Source organism: Paracoccus seriniphilus, from assembly GCF_028553745.1.
GTDB lineage: Bacteria > Pseudomonadota > Alphaproteobacteria > Rhodobacterales > Rhodobacteraceae > Paracoccus > Paracoccus seriniphilus.
This window is the reverse complement of record NZ_CP067129.1, coordinates 2,379,339-2,398,389: the sequence shown is the minus strand read 5'-3', so window position 1 is coordinate 2,398,389 and position 19,051 is coordinate 2,379,339. Positions and strand designations below refer to the sequence as shown.

Genomic DNA, 19,051 nt, shown 5'->3' with positions numbered 1-19,051 from the left:
GGTTTTCACGCTGTGCGTCAGGGTCAGACGAACTTGCGAATCTCGCCCGAACGCAGCCGCGCCACATAGCTGTGCATCTCGTCCTTCACCAGCGGCATCAGGAAATACAGGGCAAAGACATTGACCACGGCCATGGCAAAGATCGCCGCATCCGAGAAGTCGATAACCGGACCAAGATTGGCCGCAGCACCGATCACGATAAAGATGCAGAACATGATCTTGTAGGTGATCTCCTTGGTCCGGCCCTCGCCAAACAGGAAGGTCCAGGCTTTCAGGCCATAATAGCTCCACGAGATCATCGTCGAGAAGGCGAAGAGGATCACGGCGATGGCCAGAACATAGCGGAACCAGCTGAAGGCGCTGCTGAATGCGGCCGAAGTCAGTTCCACACCGCTGTTGCCGCCAAGGGTCTGGATCGTGCCGGCCTCGTTCAGAACCAGCAAGCCGGTCTCGGGGTCGGTCATCAGCTGCCCGGTGATGATGATCACCAGCGCGGTCATGGTGCAGATCACCACCGTGTCGATGAAGGGCTCCAGCAGCGAGACATAGCCTTCGGTGATCGGTTCCTTGGTCCGAACGGCCGAGTGGGCGATGGCTGCGGAACCGACGCCTGCTTCATTCGAGAAGGCGGCGCGCTTGAAACCCTGGATCAGCGCTCCGACCATGCCGCCTGCGACGCCAAGCCCGGTAAAGGCACCTTCAAAGATCTGACCGAAGGCCGCGCCGATATGCTGGAAGTTCATCAGCAGAATGATCAGCGCAGTGCCGACATAGATCACGCCCATGAGCGGCACGATCTTTTCGGTCACGCTGGCAATGGATTTCAGGCCGCCGATGATCACCGCAAAGACGATGGCTGCAAAGATGATTCCGGTGATCCAGCCCGGATAATCGCCCAGCACATTGGTAATCTGGGCATGTGCCTGATTGGCCTGGAACATGTTGCCGCCACCCAGCGACCCCAGGATGCAGAAGATCGAGAACATGATCGCAAGAAACTTGCCGCCGGGCAGATTGCGCTCGGTAAAGCCCTTGGTCATGTAATACATCGGGCCGCCCGAGACGGTGCCATCGGCATATTCGTTGCGGTATTTGACCCCCAGCGTACATTCCGTGAATTTCGATGCCATGCCCATCAGGCCGGCAAGAATCATCCAGAATGTCGCCCCCGGCCCGCCGATGCCGACAGCGACGGCAACCCCGGCGATATTGCCCAGCCCGACCGTGCCCGACAGTGCCGTTGCAAGTGCCTGGAAATGGCTGACCTCGCCTGCGTCATCGGGATCGGAATAGTCACCCTTCACCAGCGAGATCGAATGGGGAAAGGCGCGGAACTGGACAAAGCCGAAATAGAGCGTGAAGACCGTCGCGGCGATCACCAGCCATGCGACGATCCAGGGGAATGTGGTGCCGGGAAAATTTGCAAAGATGAGGCTGACGAACCAGCCGGTCGAACTGGCGAAAATGGCATTCACCTTTTCGTCCAGGGTTTGCGCCGCGACCGGTGCTGCTGCCATCAGGCCCGAGAGCAATGCGGCCGGGAATAGACGTTGTGCGAATGTGCTCATGTCGAGTCTCCTATTGCCGATGCTCAGGGAACGATTGTCACGGGAACGGGCGCGATTTGTGCCAGTGTTCCGGCAACAGAACCGAAGATGCGCGTCGACAATCCCGAATTGCCCATCCGCCCGATAATGATCAGTGCGGCATCTTCGGTCTTGGCAATCTTGCAGATGGTGTCGGCGATATGTCCATATTTCATCACTGCGCTGACTTGGACACCCTGGGCCTCGATTTCCTTGAGCACGGGCGTGATGATGGCATTTTCCGCGCGTTCCAGTTCCTCCTTGCGGCGGCGGTGACGCTCTTCGATTTCATTGGGTGTAAGGAAGCTGTAGGGCGACCACTCAAGAATATGGACGATAAGAATGCTGTCACCCTGCAGCTTGGCGCGGCTGACCGCGAAATCAAGCGCACGGCGTGAAGCTTCACTGCCGTCGAAACCGACGACGATCTTGCGTGACATGTTACCCCCTGTGGTTGGTTTTATTGTTCACGTCAGTGTTCAAATGATAGGCACGACAGGGCCGGTGAGACTAGAGAAAATTTGACACCAATGTGAACTCTTCGGGAAAACGGCGCAATCCCGTCATGTCTGCGCGCTGAAAGGGCTGGGTTGCGGCGGAATGTGAGGCAATTGATCAGAGCCGTCGATTTTTCTCTTTTCAAAGCCGATTCAGGGCGGCATATTCCCCCCATGACTCGGATGCGCCATATCGCCACTGCCTCGACCGCACCTTCCGGTGCGCTTCTGGCCGTGAACCTCCGTGGTCTGCTGCTTCTTACGCTGCGCTGAGCGGGTCTTCCGGGCCGCCGCTCAGTCTGGTCAGGGCCCGGGTTTCCGGAACACAGCAGCGTAAGAAAGATCAAATCATGACTGACAAGAACCGCGTATTCATTTTCGATACGACCCTGCGCGATGGCGAGCAATCGCCCGGCGCCACGATGTCCCACGCCGAAAAACTGGAAATCGCCTCGATGCTGGACGACATGAATGTCGATATCATCGAAGCCGGCTTCCCGATCGCATCGGAAGGTGATTTCGCCGCCGTCTCCGAAATTGCCAAGCAAAGCCGCAACAGCGTGATCTGTGGGCTGGCGCGTGCCCAGCTGCCCGACATCGACCGTTGCTGGGAGGCGGTGAAACACGCCAAACGCCCGCGCATCCACACCTTTATCGGTACATCCCCGCTGCATCGCGCGATTCCCAATCTGGATATGGATCAGATGGCCGAGCGGATCGAACAGACTGTCACCCACGCCCGCAACCTGTGCGACGATGTGCAATGGTCGCCGATGGATGCGACACGCACCGAACATGACTATCTGTGCCGCGTGGTGGAAATCGCCATCAAATGTGGCGCGACGACGATCAATATTCCCGACACCGTGGGCTATACCGCGCCGCGTGAAAGCGCCGATCTGATCCGGATGCTGCTGGAACGCGTGCCTGGTGCCGATGAAATCATCTTTGCGACCCATTGCCATAACGATCTGGGCATGGCGACCGCGAACAGCCTGGCGGCTGTCGAGGCGGGTGCCCGCCAGATCGAATGCACGATCAACGGGCTGGGCGAACGCGCGGGCAACACTGCGCTTGAAGAGGTGGTGATGGCCCTGCGCGTGCGTCACGACATCATGCCCTTCGATACCGAAATCGACACCACCAAGATCATGAACCTGTCGCGTCGCGTGGCGCAGGTCTCGGGTTTCCCGGTGCAGTTCAACAAGGCCATCGTCGGCAAGAACGCCTTCCTGCATGAATCGGGTATCCATCAGGATGGCGTGCTGAAGAATGTCGAAACCTTCGAGATCATGCGTCCCGCCGATATCGGCCTGAATGATACCAATATTGCCATGGGCAAGCATTCCGGCCGCGCCGCGCTGCGCGCCAAGCTGAAGGATCTGGGTTACGAGGTGGCCGACAACCAGCTGAAGGACATCTTTGTGCGGTTCAAGGCGCTCGCCGATCGCAAGAAAGAGGTCTATGACGAAGACATCATCGCGCTGGTTCAGGATGCTTCGGCCAATACCGGCGACGATCACCTGCAGGTCAAGCATCTGCGTGTCGTCTGTGGCAGCGACGGCCAATCTGCCGATCTGACCATGATTGTCGATGGCGAGGAAAAGACCGTGCATGCCACCGGCGACGGTCCTGTCGATGCCTGCTTCAATGCCGTGAAGCAGATTTTCCCGCATGACGCGCGGCTGCAGCTGTATCAGGTTCACGCCGTGACCGAAGGCACCGACGCGCAGGCGACCGTCAGCGTTCGGATGGAAGAGGACGGACGCATCGTCAACGGGCAGTCGTCGGATACCGATACCATCCTTGCCAGCGTCAAGGCCTATGTCGGTGCGCTGAACCACCTGATCATGCGTCGCGCCCAGATCGGCCGCGATGACAAGCAGATCAGCATGTATTCGCACTGAAACATTCGGCGCCGCGGCCCTCGCGGCGCCACTTTCGTGACGGCATGACATCGCGCATAGGCGCGTGACAGGGCTTTCCCCGTTGCATTTACCCATTTATATGGAAGAACGCCGTGAGGTGTGCCGGCGACGCAATGACGGCGCGACCCAGGTGCAAAGAAACGGGCAGGCCGGGCAAACCGGCGCGAAAAGGATTACAGGCATGGCATTCGGCGGTTTGTTTTCGACCGACATCGCAATCGACCTCGGAACGGCGAACACGCTGATCTATGTGAAGGGCAAGGGCATCATCCTCAACGAACCTTCGGTGGTCGCCTATCACGTCAAGGACGGCAAACGACAGGTTCTGGCCGTGGGTGAGGATGCCAAGCTGATGTTGGGACGCACGCCCGGCAGCATCGAGGCGATTCGTCCGATGCGCGAAGGCGTCATCGCCGATTTCGACAGCGCCGAAGAAATGATCAAGCATTTCATCAAGAAAGTGTTCCGGCGCACGACCTTTTCCAAGCCCAAGATCATCGTCTGCGTTCCCCATGGCGCGACCCCGGTTGAAAAGCGCGCCATCCGTCAATCGGTCCTGTCCGCCGGTGCGCGCAAGGCTGGCCTGATCGCCGAACCGATTGCCGCCGCCATCGGGGCAGGGATGCCGATTACCGAACCGACCGGCAGCATGGTTGTCGATATCGGCGGTGGTACGACCGAGGTCGCCGTGCTGTCGCTGGGGGATGTCGTCTATGCGCGCTCGGTGCGGATCGGCGGCGACCGCATGGATGAGGCGATCATCAACTATCTGCGCCGCAACCAGAATCTGCTGATCGGTGATTCCACGGCCGAGCGGATCAAGACAAGCATCGGCACCGCGCGGATGCCCGATGACGGGCGCGGCGCGACGATCATGGTGCGTGGTCGCGATTTGTTGAACGGCATTCCCAAGGAAATCGAAATCAGTCAGGCCATGGTTGCCGAAGCCCTTGCCGAGCCCGTGCAGGCCATCTGTGAGGCCGTGATGGTCGCGCTGGAGGCCACGCCGCCGGATCTGGCTGCCGATATCGTCGATCGCGGCGTGATGCTGACGGGGGGCGGAGCGATGTTGGGTGAGCTGGATCTGGCGCTGCGCGAGCAGACCGGCCTGTCGATCAGCCTTGCCGACCAGCCCATGAGTTGTGTCGCATTGGGGACCGGCAAGGCGCTGGAATTCGAAAAGCAGTTGCGGCACGTCATCGATTACGACAGTTGATCTTGTCCGCGCGGAGGCCCTGAATGGCGCGCAAGGGACCAGATTTTGCCAGTCCGATCCGGCGCGTATTGATCGCGCTGATGATGATCGTGCTGATCGCGCTGTTCCTGTTCTGGCGCATCGACAGCCCGCGCGCCGAACGGATGCGGATGGTGCTGATCGACCGCTTCGTGCCCAGCTTTGAATGGGCGCTGGCGCCCGTGACCAAGGCCAGCCAGATGGTCGCGGGCTTTCAGTCCTATGTGCGGATCTACGAGCAGAACCAGGAACTGCGCCGCGAGTTGCAGAAAATGCAGGCCTGGAAAGAGGCCGCTGTGCAGCTGGAGCAGGAAAACTCGAAACTTCTGGCCCAGAACAATGTCCGCATCGATCCGGCGCTGACCAGCGTGACAGGCGTGGTGATGGTCGATAGCGGTTCGGCCTTTCGCCAGTCGGTTCTGGTCAATGTCGGCGCACAGGACGGCATCGTCGATGGTTGGGCCACGATGGATGGCCTTGGACTGGTCGGGCGGATATCGGGCGTCGGCCAGCGCACCAGCCGGGTAATCCTGCTGACCGACCCCTCGTCGCGCATTCCCGTCACCGTGCAGCCCTCGGGTGATCGCGCCTTGCTGACTGGCGACAACACGGCGCTGCCCGTTCTGGATTTCATCGAAAGCATGGACAATGTCCGCCCCGGAGACCGGGTGGTGACCTCGGGTGATGGCGGGGTCTTTCCGCCGGGGCTGCTGGTCGGACAGGTGGTGCAGGGCAGCGACGGGCGGATGCGCCTGCGCATGGCGGCCGATTACGGGCGTCTGAAGTTCCTGCGGGTCCTGCGTGCCCATCCCGCCGAACAGGTTCTTGATTCCGGGGCCATCATCACCCCCGGCGATCAGGGGCTGATTGGGCCGCAACTGCCATCCGGGGTCAGGCTTGATGATTGAGGGACCGGGCCGGCAGGCGCTGATCGGATCCGCGGTCTTCGCGCTGTGCATGGCGCTGTTGCTGTTCCTGCGCCTGCTGCCACTGTCTTCTGGCATGGTCGGCTGGCCGGGGCCGGATATTGCGGTCTGCCTGGTCTTTGCCTGGGTGCTGCGCCGCCCGGACCAGCTTGCGGCGCCGGTCATCGTGGCGGCCTTTCTGGTCGAGGATATCTTTCTGCTGCGCCCGCTTGGGCTGTGGACCGCGCTGGTGCTGATCGCGACCGAGGCTGCACGCTTGCGTGAACACCGTTGGCGCGAGCAGGCGTTCATGATTGAATGGCTGCGGGTCGCGATCCTGATTGGGGTAATGATGCTGGCCTATCGCGCGGTGATGTTCCTGTTCCTTCTGTCGCCTCCGGCCCTGGGACAGGTGCTCCTGCAATATCTTGCGACGCTTGCCGCCTATCCCGTGGTCGTGTTCGTTGCCCGGTGGACAGTGGGGCTGCGCCGGATCAGCGCGTCCGACGCCGAAATGATGAGATACAGGTGATGAAGAAATCACAGCGTGAGGCGCAGGACGGAACACGCGGCATTGGACGGCGCGGGCTGATGCTGGGGGCGATCCAACTGGGGGTCGTGGGCACGTTGGCCCTGCGGCTGCGGTCCATGCAGTTGGAACATGCCGAGGAATACCGGCTGCTGGCCGACGGCAATTCGATCAAGATCCGCCTGTTGCCGCCGGCGCGCGGGCTGATCCATGATCGCAATGGCCTGCTGATTGCCGGAAATGAACAGAATTACCGCGTCACCCTGACCCGGGAAGAGGCCGGGGGCGATGTCGAACCGGTGCTGCGGCAGCTGTCCAGGCTGATTCCGATCAGCGATCAGCGCATGGCCGAGCTTTTGGAAGAATTTTCCAAACGCAGTGCGATCACGACCATCGTCCTGGCGGACCGCCTGACCTGGGAGCAATTCGGCTCGATTGCGGTCAATGCGCCCGCGCTGCGGGGCGTCACGCCCGAGGCGGGGCTGTCGCGTGTCTATCCGCGCGCCGGTGATTTCGCCCATGTCATGGGCTATGTCGGGCCGGTGTCCGATTATGACCTGTCCAAGATCGAAAACCCCGATCCGGTGCTGATGCTGCCCGAGTTCCAGCTGGGCAAGGTCGGGCTGGAAGCAAAGCTGGAGCCGATCCTGCGCGGCAAGGCCGGCGCCCGCCGGGTCGAGGTGAACAGCGCGGGTCGCGAAATGCGCGAGTTGAGCCGGCAAGAGGGTGAGCAGGGCGCGACTGTCCAGATGACCATCGATGCCAGCCTGCAGAACTATGCCGCCCAACGCCTGGGGGTGGAAAGTGCCGCTGCTGTAGTCATGGACACCCAGACCGGTGATCTGCTGAGCATCTGTTCCTCGCCGACGTTCGATCCCAACAAGTTCGTGCGCGGGATTTCTTCGGCCGATTACCGGGCGCTGACCAGTCACGATCACCGGCCATTGGCGGACAAGACCGTGCAGGGGCTTTATCCTCCCGGTTCGACCTTCAAGCTGGTGACACTGCTGGCCGGGCTCGATTCCGGGGTCATCAATGGCGGGACACGGTTCTATTGCCCCGGTCATGTCGAGGTGGGCGGCCGGCGCTTCCATTGCTGGCGGCGGGGCGGACATGGTTCCCTCGATGCCGTGCAGAGCCTGCAACAAAGTTGTGACGTCTATTATTACGAACTGGCACAGCGCGTCGGCATCGATCGGATCGCGGCAATGGCGCGTCGGCTTGGCATAGGTGTGCATCATGATCTGCCGATGTCTGCGGTGGCCACCGGTCTGGCACCGGATCGCGACTGGAAGCGCAGGCGCTATGATCAGGACTGGCAGATCGGCGACAGTCTGAATGCCTCGATCGGGCAGGGTTTCGTGCTGGCCTCGCCGCTGCAACTGGCGGTGATGACGGCGCGAGTGGCCTCGGGGATGGCCGTGAAGCCGCGGCTGGTGCGGGCGATCGACGGCGTGCCCGAACCTCTGCCCGAACCCGAATCGCTGGGACTGGACGAATCGAGCCTGCGTCTGGCCCGCGCCGGAATGGATGCGGTGATGAACAGCCCGCGCGGCACCGCACGCCGTGCCCGTATCCTGCCGGAGGAATGGCGTATGGCCGGCAAGACCGGCACCAGTCAGGTCCGGAACATCACTGCGGCCGAACGTGCGCGCGGCGTGATTTCCAACGACCAGTTGCCCTGGAACCGTCGCGACCACGGGCTGTTCGTCTGTTATGCGCCCTTTGACGCGCCGCGCTATGCGGTCTCGGTCGTGGTGGAACATGGCGGCGGCGGTTCGACGGCTGCCGCCCCGATCGCCCGGGACATCATGCTGTTCGCGCTGGCTGGAGGCCTGCCGCCGCTGGATGCCGTGCCATCGGATCAACGCGGAGCCATGGAGGCGCGGCACAACGCCATGCATCTGTATACGCCCGATCCCCCCAAGCCGGGACGGACACGGGCATGATCGCAAGCGGAGCCCGGCATGTCCTATCTTGATTACAATGTTGCCCCCGCGCCAACAGGGTTTCGCAAGGCGCTGTTTCTGAACTGGCCCCTGGTACTGCTGATCAGCGCGGTTGCCTGCATCGGCTTTCTGATGCTGTATTCCGTCGCGGGGGGCGATGCCGAAACCTGGGCCAAGCCGCAGATGTATCGTTTCGCCATCGGAATGACGGCGATGTTCGCCCTGGCCTTCGTGCCGATGTGGTTCTGGCGCGGAGTCTCGACCATTTCCTATGTGATCTGTCTGCTGTTGCTGGTCGCGGTGGAACTGATCGGGGATATCGGCATGGGCGCGCAGCGCTGGATCGATTTCGGGCCATTCCGTTTGCAGCCCTCGGAATTGATGAAGATCGCGCTGGTTCTGGTTCTGGCTGCCTACTACGACTGGTTGCCGCTGCAACGGGTGTCTCGACCGCTGTGGGTGCTGATCCCGGTGGCGCTGATCCTGCTGCCCACGGCCCTGGTCCTGAAGCAGCCTGACCTGGGAACCTCGCTCATGCTGATGGCCGGTGGCGGGATTGTCATGTTCGCGGCAGGGGTCTCGCTATGGTATTTCGGCGCGGTGATTGGCGTTGTCGTGGGGATGGTTGTCGCCGTGCTGGAAAGCCGGGGAACCGATTGGCAGTTGCTGAAGGATTACCAGTATCGCCGCATCGACACCTTTCTGGATCCCTCGGTCGATCCATTGGGGGCGGGCTACAATATCACCCAGGCACAGATTGCATTGGGTTCGGGCGGCTGGTCGGGCCGGGGCTTCATGCAGGGCACGCAGTCGCGGCTGAACTTTCTGCCCGAGAAGCACACCGATTTCATCTTTACGGTTCTGGCCGAGGAATTCGGCTTTGTCGGGGCGATTTCCTTGCTGGCGCTCTATACGCTGATCATCGGTTTCTGCCTCTATTCGGCCCTGAGCAATCGCGACCGTTTCGGTTCCTTGCTAACCATCGGAATCAGTGGGACATTCTTTGTTTACTTCGCCATCAATATGGGCATGGTCATGGGGTTGTTGCCGGTGGTTGGCTCGCCCCTGCCGCTGGTCAGCTATGGCGGCACCGCCATGATGATTCTGCTGATGGGGTTTGGCATGGTGCAATCCGCACATGTCCACCGAATGAGGTAAGTTGATGAAGGTTCTGTTCGCCGCTCCAGACGACATAAGGGCCGAGTGGCACGCGCCGCTGACCGCTGCCTGTCCCGAGATGGAGCTTCTGGAAGAGGGCGATCCGGCACAGTTCGATGCCATCATCTATTCTGCGGGCGGCGAGATCGAGGATCTGTCGCCCTATGTGAATGCCCGACTGGTGCAAAGTCTCTGGGCCGGGGTCGAGCGGATCATTTCCAATCCCACACTGACACAGCCTCTGGCCCGAATGGTCGATCCGGGGTTGGCGCAGGGCATGGCCGAATTCTGCACCGGCTGGACCATGCGCGCCCATCTGCAGATGGATCGCTATCGACAGGACGGTGTCTGGCGTTCAACCGAGATGCCGCCGTTGGCCAGTTCACGGGCGGTGACGATTCTGGGCATGGGTGCGCTGGGGCAGGCCGTGGCCGCGATGCTGAAGCCGATCGGCTTCGATCTGAACGGTTACAGCGCCTCGGGGCGTGCTGTCGAGGGTGTCAGGATGTTTGGCCGCGACGAGCTGGCGCAGGCCCTGGCTCGGGCCGAAATCCTGATCTGCCTGTTGCCCGATACGCCGGAAACACGCGACCTGCTGGATGCAGAACATCTGGCCATGCTGCCGCAGGGGGCATGGATCATCAATGCCGGGCGCGGGACATTGATTGACGAGGTTGCATTGTGCGAGGCATTGGCGCGTGGGCATTTGGGCCATGCGGTGCTGGATGTGTTCCGGGCCGAACCTCTGGACCCCGCCGATCCGCTGTGGGCAGCGCCCGGCGTGACCGTGACGCCTCATATCGCCGCGGCAACCCGATCGGAATCGGCTGCTGCTGTGGTGGCCGAGAACCTGCGCCGGGCGATGTCGGGGCGGCCGATCCTGCATCTGGTTGATCGCGAAAAAGGTTACTGAGTTCCACGCCCCTTGTCCGACGATCCGGGCGCAGAGGGGGAATCGGATGGCGGCGCGGGGGGCCTTGGCTGCATGTTGCCCACCCGTGCGATCCGCTCGGCCATGATCTTGGTGCGGCGGCGATGATAGGCGCGGATGACCGGAACGGTCAGGTAATGGGCCGCCACGCTGGCCACAAGCCCGCTGATCACGCCGCCGACGACATAGGGCCAATAGATCTGCGTGAAAAACTCTGCCAGTTGCCCCCAATGGGCGCGTTCAGGCCCAAATATCGACCGGATGTTGTGCCCGATCTCGGCGCCGGCATGTCCGAATTCGCCAAGGATGCGATGCGGAGAAAGGTCCCCCTTCAATCCAAGGATATATCGTCCGATGCTTACGGCCAGCATGGCGATGAAGGGAAAGGTGATCGGATTGCCGATGAAGGTTGCCAGCAGTGCCGCCAGCAGATTGCCACCGATGATCCAGGCGCATCCGGCGGCAGAGAGGAAATGCAGCCCGAACAGCGGCGTGAACGACACGAAGACGCCCGCTGCCACGCCGCGCCCGATGCGATGGGGGTGATCGGGAAGACGGCGCAGCCGATGCAGGACATAGGTGCCCGCCCGCCGCCATCCGCCACGCGGATAGATCATGTCGCTGGCCAACTGGCCGTAACTGCGAGGCTTTCGGCGCTTGAACAAGACTTCACCCGATATTGAGCGACCAGTGCCGGGTCGCGGCGACCTTAAGGCTTCAGCGCCGGGTCCCGGATCCTTGCGATCTGCGCGACATCGCTGTCCGCCTCCAGCGCGGTCAGCAGATTGTGCAGATGTTCATGGTCCCGCAACTCGACCTCGATCTCGATCCGGTAGAAATCCGGCTTTCGATCAATGAATTCCAGGTTCGAGATATTCGCACCCTGCGTTCCGATCAACCCACAGATGCGCCCAAGGACACCGGCATCATGTCGGATCGTCAGACTGAGCAGGGTCGAATAGGCGGCCGGATGACGCCCCTCGCGCCAGTGCAGATCGACCCAGCGGTCCGGGCTGTCCTCGAATTCGGCCAGAACCGGGCAGTCGATGGCGTGAATGACCACGCCGCGCCCGCGATAGGTGATGCCGACGATCCGCTCGCCCGGCAGCGGATTGCAGCAGGGCGCGCGCTGGAATTCGGCATCGGCAGCCAACCCGGCAAAGGGGCGGTCGCTGTCGACCTCATCCTGATGATCGGCCAGTTCGGGATACAGCGCGGCCAGAACCTCCTTGGCGGAGTTCTCGGCGCTGCCGATGCGGGCCAGCAGCTCGTCCGCGCTGGTCAGCCCCATCTGCTTGGCCGCCGTGCGCAGCGCCGTGTCGGTGGGTTTGCGCCCGACATGTTCAAAGCTGACGCGCACCAACTCGCGGCCCAGACGGATGAAGCGGTCGCGGTCTTCCTCGCGCAGCGACCTGCGGATCGCGGCCTTGGCGCGTCCGGTCACGACGATATCCAGCCATGTCGCCTGCGGGCGCTGCCCCGAGGCCGAGATGACCTCGACCGATTGCCCGTTCTTCAGGCGGGTCCACAGCGGCACACGGATGCCGTCGACCTTGGCGCCCACGCAGCTGTTTCCCAGCCTTGTATGAATCGCATAGGCGAAATCGATCGGGGTCGCGCCCTTGGGCAATTGCATCACATCGCCCTTGGGCGTGAAGCAGAAGACCTGATCCTGATACATCTCGAGTTTGACATGCTCGAGGAATTCATTGTGATCCTCGCCCTCGAAGCGCGAGGCCAGCGTGTCGATCCAATTGGCCGGGTCTACGGCAAAGGGGTTCGCGGCACGCACGCCATCGCGATAGGCCCAATGGGCGGCAACGCCGGCCTCGGCGACCTCATGCATCTGGCGGGTGCGGATCTGCACCTCGACCCGTTTTCCGTCCCGCCCTGAAACCGTGGTGTGAATCGAGCGATAGCCATTCGATTTCGGTTGGCTGATATAATCCTTGAATCGCCCCGGCACAGCGCGCCAGCGATGGTGAATCACCCCCAGCGCCCGATAGCAATCCATTTCGCTGCGGGTGATAATCCGGAAACCATAAATGTCGGACAGTCTCGAAAATGCCAGCTGCTTTTCCTGCATTTTCCGCCACACGGAAAAAGGCTTCTTGGCGCGACCGAAAACATCGGCGTCAATGTTTTCCTTTTCAAGTTCGACCCGGATATCGGCGGTAATCTGGCCGATGATATCGCCGGAATCCTTTTGCAGGCTGACAAAACGACGGATAATCGAATTGCGCGCTTCGGGATTGATGACCTTGAAGGCCAGATCCTCCAGCTCCTCGCGCATCCATTGCATCCCCATGCGCCCGGCAAGGGGGGCATAGATGTCCATGGTCTCGCGAGCCTTCTTGACCTGTTTGTCAGGCCGCATCGAGCGGATCGTGCGCATGTTGTGCAGGCGGTCGGCCAGCTTGACCAGGATGACCCGCAGATCACGCGACATGGCCATGAACAGCTTGCGGAAGTTCTCGGCCTGTTTGGACTGGGTGGAAGACAGTTCCAGATTGGTCAGCTTGGTGACGCCATCGACCAGATCGGCAATTTCGGCCCCGAAACGTGCCCCGACGTCTTCCTTGGTCGAGCGCGTGTCCTCGACCGTGTCATGCAGCAATGCGGTGACGATGGTCGCATCATCCAGCCGCATTTCGGTCAGAATGGCGGCAACGGCGATCGGATGGGTGAAATAGGGTTCGCCGGAATGGCGGAACTGCCCCTCATGCATCTGCATGCCATAGGCATAGGCATCGCGTATCAGCCCGGCGTCGCAGTGGGGGTTATAGTTGCGAATAAGCGCAATGAGGTCTTCGACGTCGATCATATTCTGCCGAAAACCTCTTTGTCTGTCTCTGCTTAGCGCTGGCTGGCTTCCAGCATCATGCGCAGCATACGCTCCTCCGACTCTTCGTCGGCGGGTTTCGGGCGGTCGTTCTCTGCACCCAACAGCAATGCCATTGCGTCTTCTTCGGGTTCATCGACCTCGATCTGGGTCTGGCTGGATTCGATCATCCGTTCGCGCAGATCGTCGACCGGCTGGGTTTCGTCAGCGATTTCGCGCAGCGCGACAACCGGGTTCTTGTCATTGTCGCGATCCACCGTAGGCGCGCTGCCAGCGGTGATCTCTCTGGCGCGATGCGAGGCCAGCATCACCAGATCAAAGCGGTTGGGAACCTTGTCGACGCAGTCTTCAACCGTTACGCGGGCCATATCTCACCTGTGCAGTTGCGAATCGGAAATCCGGGGCGAAATCGGATTACTGATCGCATGCGCGGCAATTGTCAAGGAAAAGCACGGATATTGTGGCCGGACATCGGCGTCATGCCGGTCAATGCATCCGGTCCCAGCGCCGCCAACATCTGTGCCACGCTTTGCCTCAACAGCGGATGGCGCCAGTTCGGGGCGATTTCAGCCCAGGGTGCCAGCACGAAAGCGCGGTCCTGAATGCGCGGATGCGGCAAGAGAAGTTCGTCGGGGGTCTCGACACGCTGGCGATCCGGTGCAAGCTCGCGCCAGTGCTGCTGAAGGTCGGGGTCGGGCAGCACCAGGTCATCCATTGCCAGCAGGTCCAGATCCAGCACCCGTGCCGACCAGCGTCCGGTGCTGCGGTCCCGGCCGAAATCTGCCTCTATCTTGTGCAATCTGTCCAGCAGGGTCTCGGGCGGAAGATTTGTCTGCAGTTTTGCAACCGCATTTGCGAAATCCGGGCCCGAGCCGGCAGGAAAAGCCGGAGTTCTCCAAAGCCTGCTGAAGGCAACGATTGAAATATCCGGTTCAGCGTGCACAATGCCTGCTGCCGTGATCAGCGCCTCACTCGCGCTGCCCTCGGCGGATGGCAGATTTGCACCCAGGCCGATAAATGCGAAAGTAAAACTGCTCATAGGTGCCTGCTCATTGCGCCATCCTGAAATTCGCGTAACGAAAGTGAATTGCCAAGACCCTCACTTTGGCCCGCTGCCGTGCCCGACAATAAAAAGTCTGAATGAAGGCAACATTGATGTTTTACAAGGACGACAGACTGGCGATGTTCATAGACGGCGCCAATCTTTATGCCGCTGCGAAATCGTTGGGGTTTGACATAGATTACAAGTTGCTGCGCAAGGAGTTCGAGCGCAGGGGAAAGCTTTTGCGTGCTTACTATTATACGGCACTGATGGATGGCGAGGAATATTCGCCCATCCGTCCGCTGGTCGATTGGTTGCACTACAATGGCTATTGTGTCGTGACCAAACAGGCCAAGGAATATACCGACTCGATGGGCCGCCGTAAGGTCAAGGGCAATATGGATATCGAGTTGACGGTGACGGCCATGGAACTGGCGCCAAGGCTGGATCATGCGGTGCTGTTCTCGGGTGACGGTGATTTCCGACCCCTCATCGAATCACTTCAGCGCGCGGGGGTCCGGGTGTCGGTGGTCTCGACCATTCGCAGCCAGCCGCCCATGATCGCCGATGAATTGCGTCGTCAGGCTGACAATTTCATAGAGCTCGAGGCGCTGCGCGACATTATCGGTCGCCCGCCGCGTGACGCGCCCAACGAAGCATGAGACCGGGTTCCCCATGACCGTGCCCCCCGCGATCGCGGGGCAATGGACGGCCCTGGCGCTGATATGCGCCGGGGTGATCGGCGCGATGACCTGCTGGTTCTCGGCGACGGCGATCATGCCTGAACTGATCCGTGACTGGTCGCTGACCGCGGCGCAGGCCGGGTGGCTGACCAATGCCGTACAGATCGGCTTTGTCCTGGGAGCGCTGGCGGCATCATTGGTCAATCTGCCCGATATCATGCGGCTGACGCGACTGATCACCATTTCCGCGCTTCTGGCGGCAGCGGCCAATGCCGTTTTGCTGCTGCAGCCGGGGTTTCCGGGCGCGGTGGCCGCGCGTTTCGTGACGGGAGTCGCGCTGGCGGGAATGTATCCGCCGGCGATGAAGCTGATGGCGACATGGTTCCTGCGCGGTCGCGGACTGGCCATGGGGCTGCTGATCGGCGGGCTGACGCTGGGATCCTCGATGCCGCATCTGTTCCGCGCCCTGGGCAGCGGGCTGGACTGGCAGGTGGTGGTCATTGCCTCGACCTTGGCGACGATCACTTCGGCACTGATCTTCGGCCTTCTGGTGCAAGAGGGGCCCAATGCCTTTGGTCGCGCCACGTTCAACCCGCGCGAGGTGGTGGCCCTGCTGAGAAACCGGCCCGTTTTCCTGGCGAATATGGGGTATTTCGGCCATATGTGGGAGCTTTATGCCATGTGGGCATGGTTCCTGGCTTTTGCCAGCGCTGCGGATCAGGCCGGGACATCCCCCTTTGGCTCGCCCTCGATGTTCGCCTTCGTGGTGGTGTCCTCTGGCGTGGCGGGCTGCGTGATCGGTGGTTTGCTGAGCGACCGCATCGGGCGATGTCTGACAACGGCGGGCATGATGGCCCTATCGGGGGGCTGTGCGCTGCTGATCGGATTTGCCTTTGACGGGCCGGTCTGGTTGCTGGCGCTGATCGCGATCGTCTGGGGCATCTCGATCATCGGGGACAGTGCCCAATTCTCGGCGGCGGTGACCGAACTGGCCGATTCACGTTTCGTCGGAACCGCGCTGACCCTGCAGGTCAGTATCGGTTTTGCGCTGACCGTATTCGCGATCTGGCTGATGCCCCATGTCGCGGTTCTGCTGGGCGGATGGCAATGGGCGTTTCTTGCCTTGCTGCCCGGACCGGTGGTCGGCGCCTGGGCCATGCTGACCCTGCGACGCATGCCCGAAGCCAGCCGCCTTGCTCACGGACGGCGATAGGGCCTGAGCGGAAACGGGCTTTTCATGTTAACATATCCGTCTTTCTGAGGGGAGGCGGCGATGCATATCGAAAGAAGAGAGGTTCTGCTGGGCGTGTCGGGCGCGGCGCTTGCAGTCGGAATGTCAGGCGGATCCGCCGAGGCGCAATTATCGGAAATCAAACAGGAATTCTCTGATTTCTTCCATGATGCGGTGATGCAGCTGGAATACGCGATTGATGCCTTGACCGGCATATTGGATGCGGATGGCAGGCCCGAGGCCGACGCCGCCGAAAGCGGTATTCGCGATGCGATCCAACAGATATCCAAGGTCCAATCCTCCGACGAAATGCGGGAACTGGCGCGGACTGAATATGCCGTTTTGGCGGATCAGATCGCCGAGATGGAAGCGTTCACTCCGCCTGATCCGAAAGTTCTCGAGACCGTCCTGGCGGCGGCAGATACGGGGGAAGCCCAGGACAATTGGTCTTTGGCAATCAAGGATATCTTGCTGGAAGCGATGGGCTTCAACAGTGACGAGCGCGCCACTTTGATGGAGAAACTGCCCTTCGCTGATCTGGTCGAAGAACTCGATCAGCTACGTTCTGCCTTGGCGAATGGCGAGTGGGTCAAGGCCAGACGTATCGTCGAGCGCATCATTCGCAAGGTGTTCTCGCGCGCGGTCATCGCAGAGGTGATTGAAACCGTTGACGGGCAACTTGCACAAAAGCTGTTGCGTTCGCTGGCGGCACGGGCGGTGCCATTCCTGGGATGGGCCTGGTTCGCGGCGGCGGTATGCTTGTCGATTTTCCGCAACCGCGAACGTCTGTTGGAACTGGCCCAGTAACCTTCTGCGTCAGACCAGCCGGCCTTCCTCCATTGCCGCGCGGACGAATCCGGCAAAGAGCGGCGCCGGGGCGAAGGGTTTGGATTTCAGTTCCGGGTGGGACTGAACGCCGATGAACCAGGGATGGTCGGGATATTCGATGACTTCGGGCAATTTGCCGTCAGGTGACATGCCCGAGAAATGCAGCCCGGCCTCTTCCAGCTTCTTGCGATAGGTGGCATCGACCTCATAGCGGTGCCGGTGCCGGTCTTCCATCTCCAGCGCGCCGCCGTAGATCTTGCTGATTTTCGAATCAGGTGAGAGGACGGCGGTATAGGCGCCCAGACGCATGGTGCCGCCCTTGTTATCCGCAACATTGCGCTGGATGGTGTAATTTCCCTGCACCCATTCCTTGAGATGATAGACGACCGGCGTAAAGCGGGTCTTGCCGGCCTCGTGGTCGAACTCTTCGGACCCGGCATCAGGCATATTGGCCAGATTGCGTGCCGCCTCGATCACGGCCATCTGCATGCCCAGGCAGATTCCAAGATAGGGCACCTTCTTTTCGCGCGCATAGCGGGCGGCGGTGACCATGCCCTCGGTGCCGCGTTCGCCAAAGCCACCCGGCACGATGATGCCATGATAGCCATCCAGCAGATGTTCGCCTTCGCCTTCCAGCTTTTCGCTGTCGACCCAATTCGCGCGAACCCGGACACGGTTGGCCATGCCGCCATGGGTCAATGCCTCGGCGATGGATTTATAGGCGTCTTCCAACTGGGTGTATTTGCCGACAACGGCGATGCGAACCTCGCCCTCGGCATGTTCCAGGCGGTCCATCACGTCTTCCCAGCGCGACAGATCGGGGCGCGGGGCGGGGCTGATCTGGAAGGCGTCCAGAACCGCGCGGTCCAGACCGGCCCGGTGATAGGCCAGCGGAGCCTCGTAGATCGTCTTCAGGTCATAGGCCGGGATGACCGCATCGGGGCGCACATTGCAGAACAGCGCGATCTTGGCGCGTTCCTTTTCCGGGATCGGTTGCTCCGAACGGCAGACAAGAACGTCAGGCGCCAGACCGATGGATTGCAATTCCTTGACGCTGTGCTGGGTCGGTTTGGTCTTCAGCTCGCCGCTGGCAGCCAGATAGGGCAGCAGCGTCAGATGCATCAGGATGCATTCGCCGCGCGGGCGTTCATGAGTGAACTGGCGGATCGCCTCGAAGAAGGGCAGGCCCTCGATATCGCCGACAGTGCCGCCGATCTCGCAGAGCATGAAATCGACCTCGTCATCGCCAACGGCAAGGAAGTCCTTGATTTCATTGGTGACATGAGGAATGACCTGGATCGTCTTGCCCAGATATTCGCCGCGGCGTTCCTTTTCCAGCACGTTGGAATAGATCCGGCCCGAAGAGACGCTATCGGTGCGCCGGGCGCTGACGCCGGTAAAGCGTTCGTAATGGCCCAGATCCAGATCGGTTTCGGCGCCGTCATCGGTGACGAAGACCTCGCCATGTTCAAAGGGCGACATCGTGCCTGGATCGACGTTCAGATAGGGGTCCAGCTTGCGCAATCGCACGGTGAAACCCCGCGCTTGCAACAGCGCCCCCAGCGCCGCGGATGCCAGCCCCTTGCCAAGGGACGAAACCACCCCGCCGGTGATGAAGATATAACGCGCCATTATGGACCCCGTGAGATGCAAAGATTCTGTGATCTGCGGGCCGCCGAACGACCTGTGCCACGGGACTCGAGCTATA

At 61.1% G+C, this 19,051-nt stretch carries 17 protein-coding genes; 10 read left to right on the top strand and 7 right to left on the bottom strand.

Annotation, left to right across the window (positions count from 1 at the left end):
• Positions 1-23: 23 nt before the first annotated feature.
• Together JHW44_RS11695 and JHW44_RS11690 are read right to left on the bottom strand one after the other, a co-directional pair.
• Positions 24-1,568 (bottom strand): alanine/glycine:cation symporter family protein, encoded by a 1,545-nt coding sequence (locus tag JHW44_RS11695; RefSeq protein ID WP_089342726.1) that lies wholly within the window; start codon positions 1,566-1,568, stop codon positions 24-26.
• A 23-nt stretch (positions 1,569-1,591) separates the two neighbouring features.
• Positions 1,592-2,026: a universal stress protein gene (locus JHW44_RS11690; protein ID WP_089342727.1), complete on the bottom strand. Its 435-nt coding sequence runs from the start codon at positions 2,024-2,026 to the stop codon at positions 1,592-1,594.
• A 407-nt stretch (positions 2,027-2,433) separates the two neighbouring features.
• On the opposite strand from JHW44_RS11690, the gene JHW44_RS11685 reads away from it, so the two are divergent.
• The 7 genes from JHW44_RS11685 to JHW44_RS11655 all read left to right on the top strand — a co-directional run bounded on the left by JHW44_RS11685 (position 2,434) and on the right by JHW44_RS11655 (position 10,699).
• A complete protein-coding gene (locus JHW44_RS11685) occupies positions 2,434-3,990 on the top strand; it encodes a 2-isopropylmalate synthase (RefSeq protein WP_089342728.1) in 1,557 nt (518 codons plus the stop codon).
• Positions 3,991-4,192: 202 nt separating this feature from the next.
• Positions 4,193-5,227 carry a rod shape-determining protein gene (locus tag JHW44_RS11680; protein WP_089342729.1) on the top strand — a complete coding sequence of 345 codons (1,035 nt, stop codon included), beginning with the start codon at positions 4,193-4,195 and terminating at the stop codon, positions 5,225-5,227.
• Positions 5,228-5,250: 23 nt separating this feature from the next.
• Positions 5,251-6,153, top strand: a complete 903-nt coding sequence (gene mreC / locus JHW44_RS11675) for a rod shape-determining protein MreC (RefSeq protein WP_089342730.1) — start codon at positions 5,251-5,253, stop codon at positions 6,151-6,153.
• Positions 6,146-6,682, top strand: a complete 537-nt coding sequence (locus JHW44_RS11670) for a rod shape-determining protein MreD (RefSeq protein WP_089342731.1) — start codon at positions 6,146-6,148, stop codon at positions 6,680-6,682. The genes mreC and JHW44_RS11670 overlap by 8 nt, the downstream gene beginning before the upstream one ends.
• On the top strand, positions 6,682-8,628 hold the full coding sequence (mrdA, locus tag JHW44_RS11665; RefSeq protein WP_089342732.1) for a penicillin-binding protein 2: 1,947 nt from the start codon (positions 6,682-6,684) through the stop codon (positions 8,626-8,628). The genes JHW44_RS11670 and mrdA overlap by 1 nt, the downstream gene beginning before the upstream one ends.
• An 18-nt stretch (positions 8,629-8,646) precedes the next feature.
• Positions 8,647-9,786 carry a rod shape-determining protein RodA gene (rodA, locus tag JHW44_RS11660; RefSeq protein ID WP_089342733.1) on the top strand — a complete coding sequence of 380 codons (1,140 nt, stop codon included), beginning with the start codon at positions 8,647-8,649 and terminating at the stop codon, positions 9,784-9,786.
• A gap of 4 nt (positions 9,787-9,790) precedes the next feature.
• Positions 9,791-10,699 (top strand): 2-hydroxyacid dehydrogenase, encoded by a 909-nt coding sequence (locus JHW44_RS11655; RefSeq protein WP_089342734.1) that lies wholly within the window; start codon positions 9,791-9,793, stop codon positions 10,697-10,699.
• Here JHW44_RS11655 and JHW44_RS11650 read toward each other — a convergent pair.
• From JHW44_RS11650 to folK, 4 genes are all read right to left on the bottom strand, one after another.
• Entirely contained in the window at positions 10,693-11,382 is a 690-nt protein-coding gene (locus JHW44_RS11650) for a DUF2062 domain-containing protein (RefSeq protein WP_089342735.1), read from the bottom strand. The genes JHW44_RS11655 and JHW44_RS11650 overlap by 7 nt on opposite strands.
• 44 nt (positions 11,383-11,426) lie before the next feature.
• Entirely contained in the window at positions 11,427-13,541 is a 2,115-nt protein-coding gene (locus JHW44_RS11645; protein WP_089342736.1) for a RelA/SpoT family protein, read from the bottom strand.
• Positions 13,542-13,573: 32 nt separating this feature from the next.
• Positions 13,574-13,927, bottom strand: a complete 354-nt coding sequence (gene rpoZ / locus JHW44_RS11640; protein ID WP_089342737.1) for a DNA-directed RNA polymerase subunit omega — start codon at positions 13,925-13,927, stop codon at positions 13,574-13,576.
• 71 nt (positions 13,928-13,998) lie between these two features.
• Positions 13,999-14,598, bottom strand: coding sequence for a 2-amino-4-hydroxy-6-hydroxymethyldihydropteridine diphosphokinase (gene folK / locus JHW44_RS11635; RefSeq protein ID WP_089342738.1), 600 nt, complete (start codon positions 14,596-14,598; stop codon positions 13,999-14,001).
• Positions 14,599-14,714: 116 nt separating this feature from the next.
• Here folK and JHW44_RS11630 point away from each other — a divergent pair, with 116 nt between their 5' ends.
• From JHW44_RS11630 to JHW44_RS11620, 3 genes are read left to right on the top strand one after another with little or no spacing between them, the layout of a single operon-like run.
• Entirely contained in the window at positions 14,715-15,263 is a 549-nt protein-coding gene (locus JHW44_RS11630; protein WP_089342739.1) for a LabA-like NYN domain-containing protein, read from the top strand.
• A 13-nt stretch (positions 15,264-15,276) separates the two neighbouring features.
• Positions 15,277-16,497, top strand: a complete 1,221-nt coding sequence (locus JHW44_RS11625) for an MFS transporter (RefSeq protein ID WP_089342740.1) — start codon at positions 15,277-15,279, stop codon at positions 16,495-16,497.
• Between the two features lie 60 nt (positions 16,498-16,557).
• Entirely contained in the window at positions 16,558-17,322 is a 765-nt protein-coding gene (locus JHW44_RS11620; protein ID WP_089342741.1) for a hypothetical protein, read from the top strand.
• A 9-nt stretch (positions 17,323-17,331) separates the two neighbouring features.
• Here the strand turns inward: JHW44_RS11620 and JHW44_RS11615 are convergent, their stop codons facing one another.
• Positions 17,332-18,975, bottom strand: coding sequence for a CTP synthase (locus JHW44_RS11615; RefSeq protein ID WP_089342742.1), 1,644 nt, complete (start codon positions 18,973-18,975; stop codon positions 17,332-17,334).
• Positions 18,976-19,051: the final 76 nt, after the last annotated feature.

Bases quoted from the DNA above. Each gene is read 5' to 3' on its own strand.
- JHW44_RS11695 (WP_089342726.1), bottom strand. From the start codon at position 1,568: ATGAGCACATTCGCACAACGTCTATTCCCGGCCGCATTGCTCTCGGGC.
- JHW44_RS11690 (WP_089342727.1), bottom strand. From the start codon at position 2,026: ATGTCACGCAAGATCGTCGTCGGTTTCGACGGCAGTGAAGCTTCACGC.
- JHW44_RS11685 (WP_089342728.1), top strand. From the start codon at position 2,434: ATGACTGACAAGAACCGCGTATTCATTTTCGATACGACCCTGCGCGAT.
- JHW44_RS11680 (WP_089342729.1), top strand. From the start codon at position 4,193: ATGGCATTCGGCGGTTTGTTTTCGACCGACATCGCAATCGACCTCGGA.
- mreC (WP_089342730.1), top strand. From the start codon at position 5,251: ATGGCGCGCAAGGGACCAGATTTTGCCAGTCCGATCCGGCGCGTATTG.
- JHW44_RS11670 (WP_089342731.1), top strand. From the start codon at position 6,146: ATGATTGAGGGACCGGGCCGGCAGGCGCTGATCGGATCCGCGGTCTTC.
- mrdA (WP_089342732.1), top strand. From the start codon at position 6,682: ATGAAGAAATCACAGCGTGAGGCGCAGGACGGAACACGCGGCATTGGA.
- rodA (WP_089342733.1), top strand. From the start codon at position 8,647: ATGTCCTATCTTGATTACAATGTTGCCCCCGCGCCAACAGGGTTTCGC.
- JHW44_RS11655 (WP_089342734.1), top strand. From the start codon at position 9,791: ATGAAGGTTCTGTTCGCCGCTCCAGACGACATAAGGGCCGAGTGGCAC.
- JHW44_RS11645 (WP_089342736.1), bottom strand. From the start codon at position 13,541: ATGATCGACGTCGAAGACCTCATTGCGCTTATTCGCAACTATAACCCC.
- rpoZ (WP_089342737.1), bottom strand. From the start codon at position 13,927: ATGGCCCGCGTAACGGTTGAAGACTGCGTCGACAAGGTTCCCAACCGC.
- folK (WP_089342738.1), bottom strand. From the start codon at position 14,598: ATGAGCAGTTTTACTTTCGCATTTATCGGCCTGGGTGCAAATCTGCCA.
- JHW44_RS11630 (WP_089342739.1), top strand. From the start codon at position 14,715: ATGTTTTACAAGGACGACAGACTGGCGATGTTCATAGACGGCGCCAAT.
- JHW44_RS11625 (WP_089342740.1), top strand. From the start codon at position 15,277: ATGACCGTGCCCCCCGCGATCGCGGGGCAATGGACGGCCCTGGCGCTG.
- JHW44_RS11620 (WP_089342741.1), top strand. From the start codon at position 16,558: ATGCATATCGAAAGAAGAGAGGTTCTGCTGGGCGTGTCGGGCGCGGCG.
- JHW44_RS11615 (WP_089342742.1), bottom strand. From the start codon at position 18,975: ATGGCGCGTTATATCTTCATCACCGGCGGGGTGGTTTCGTCCCTTGGC.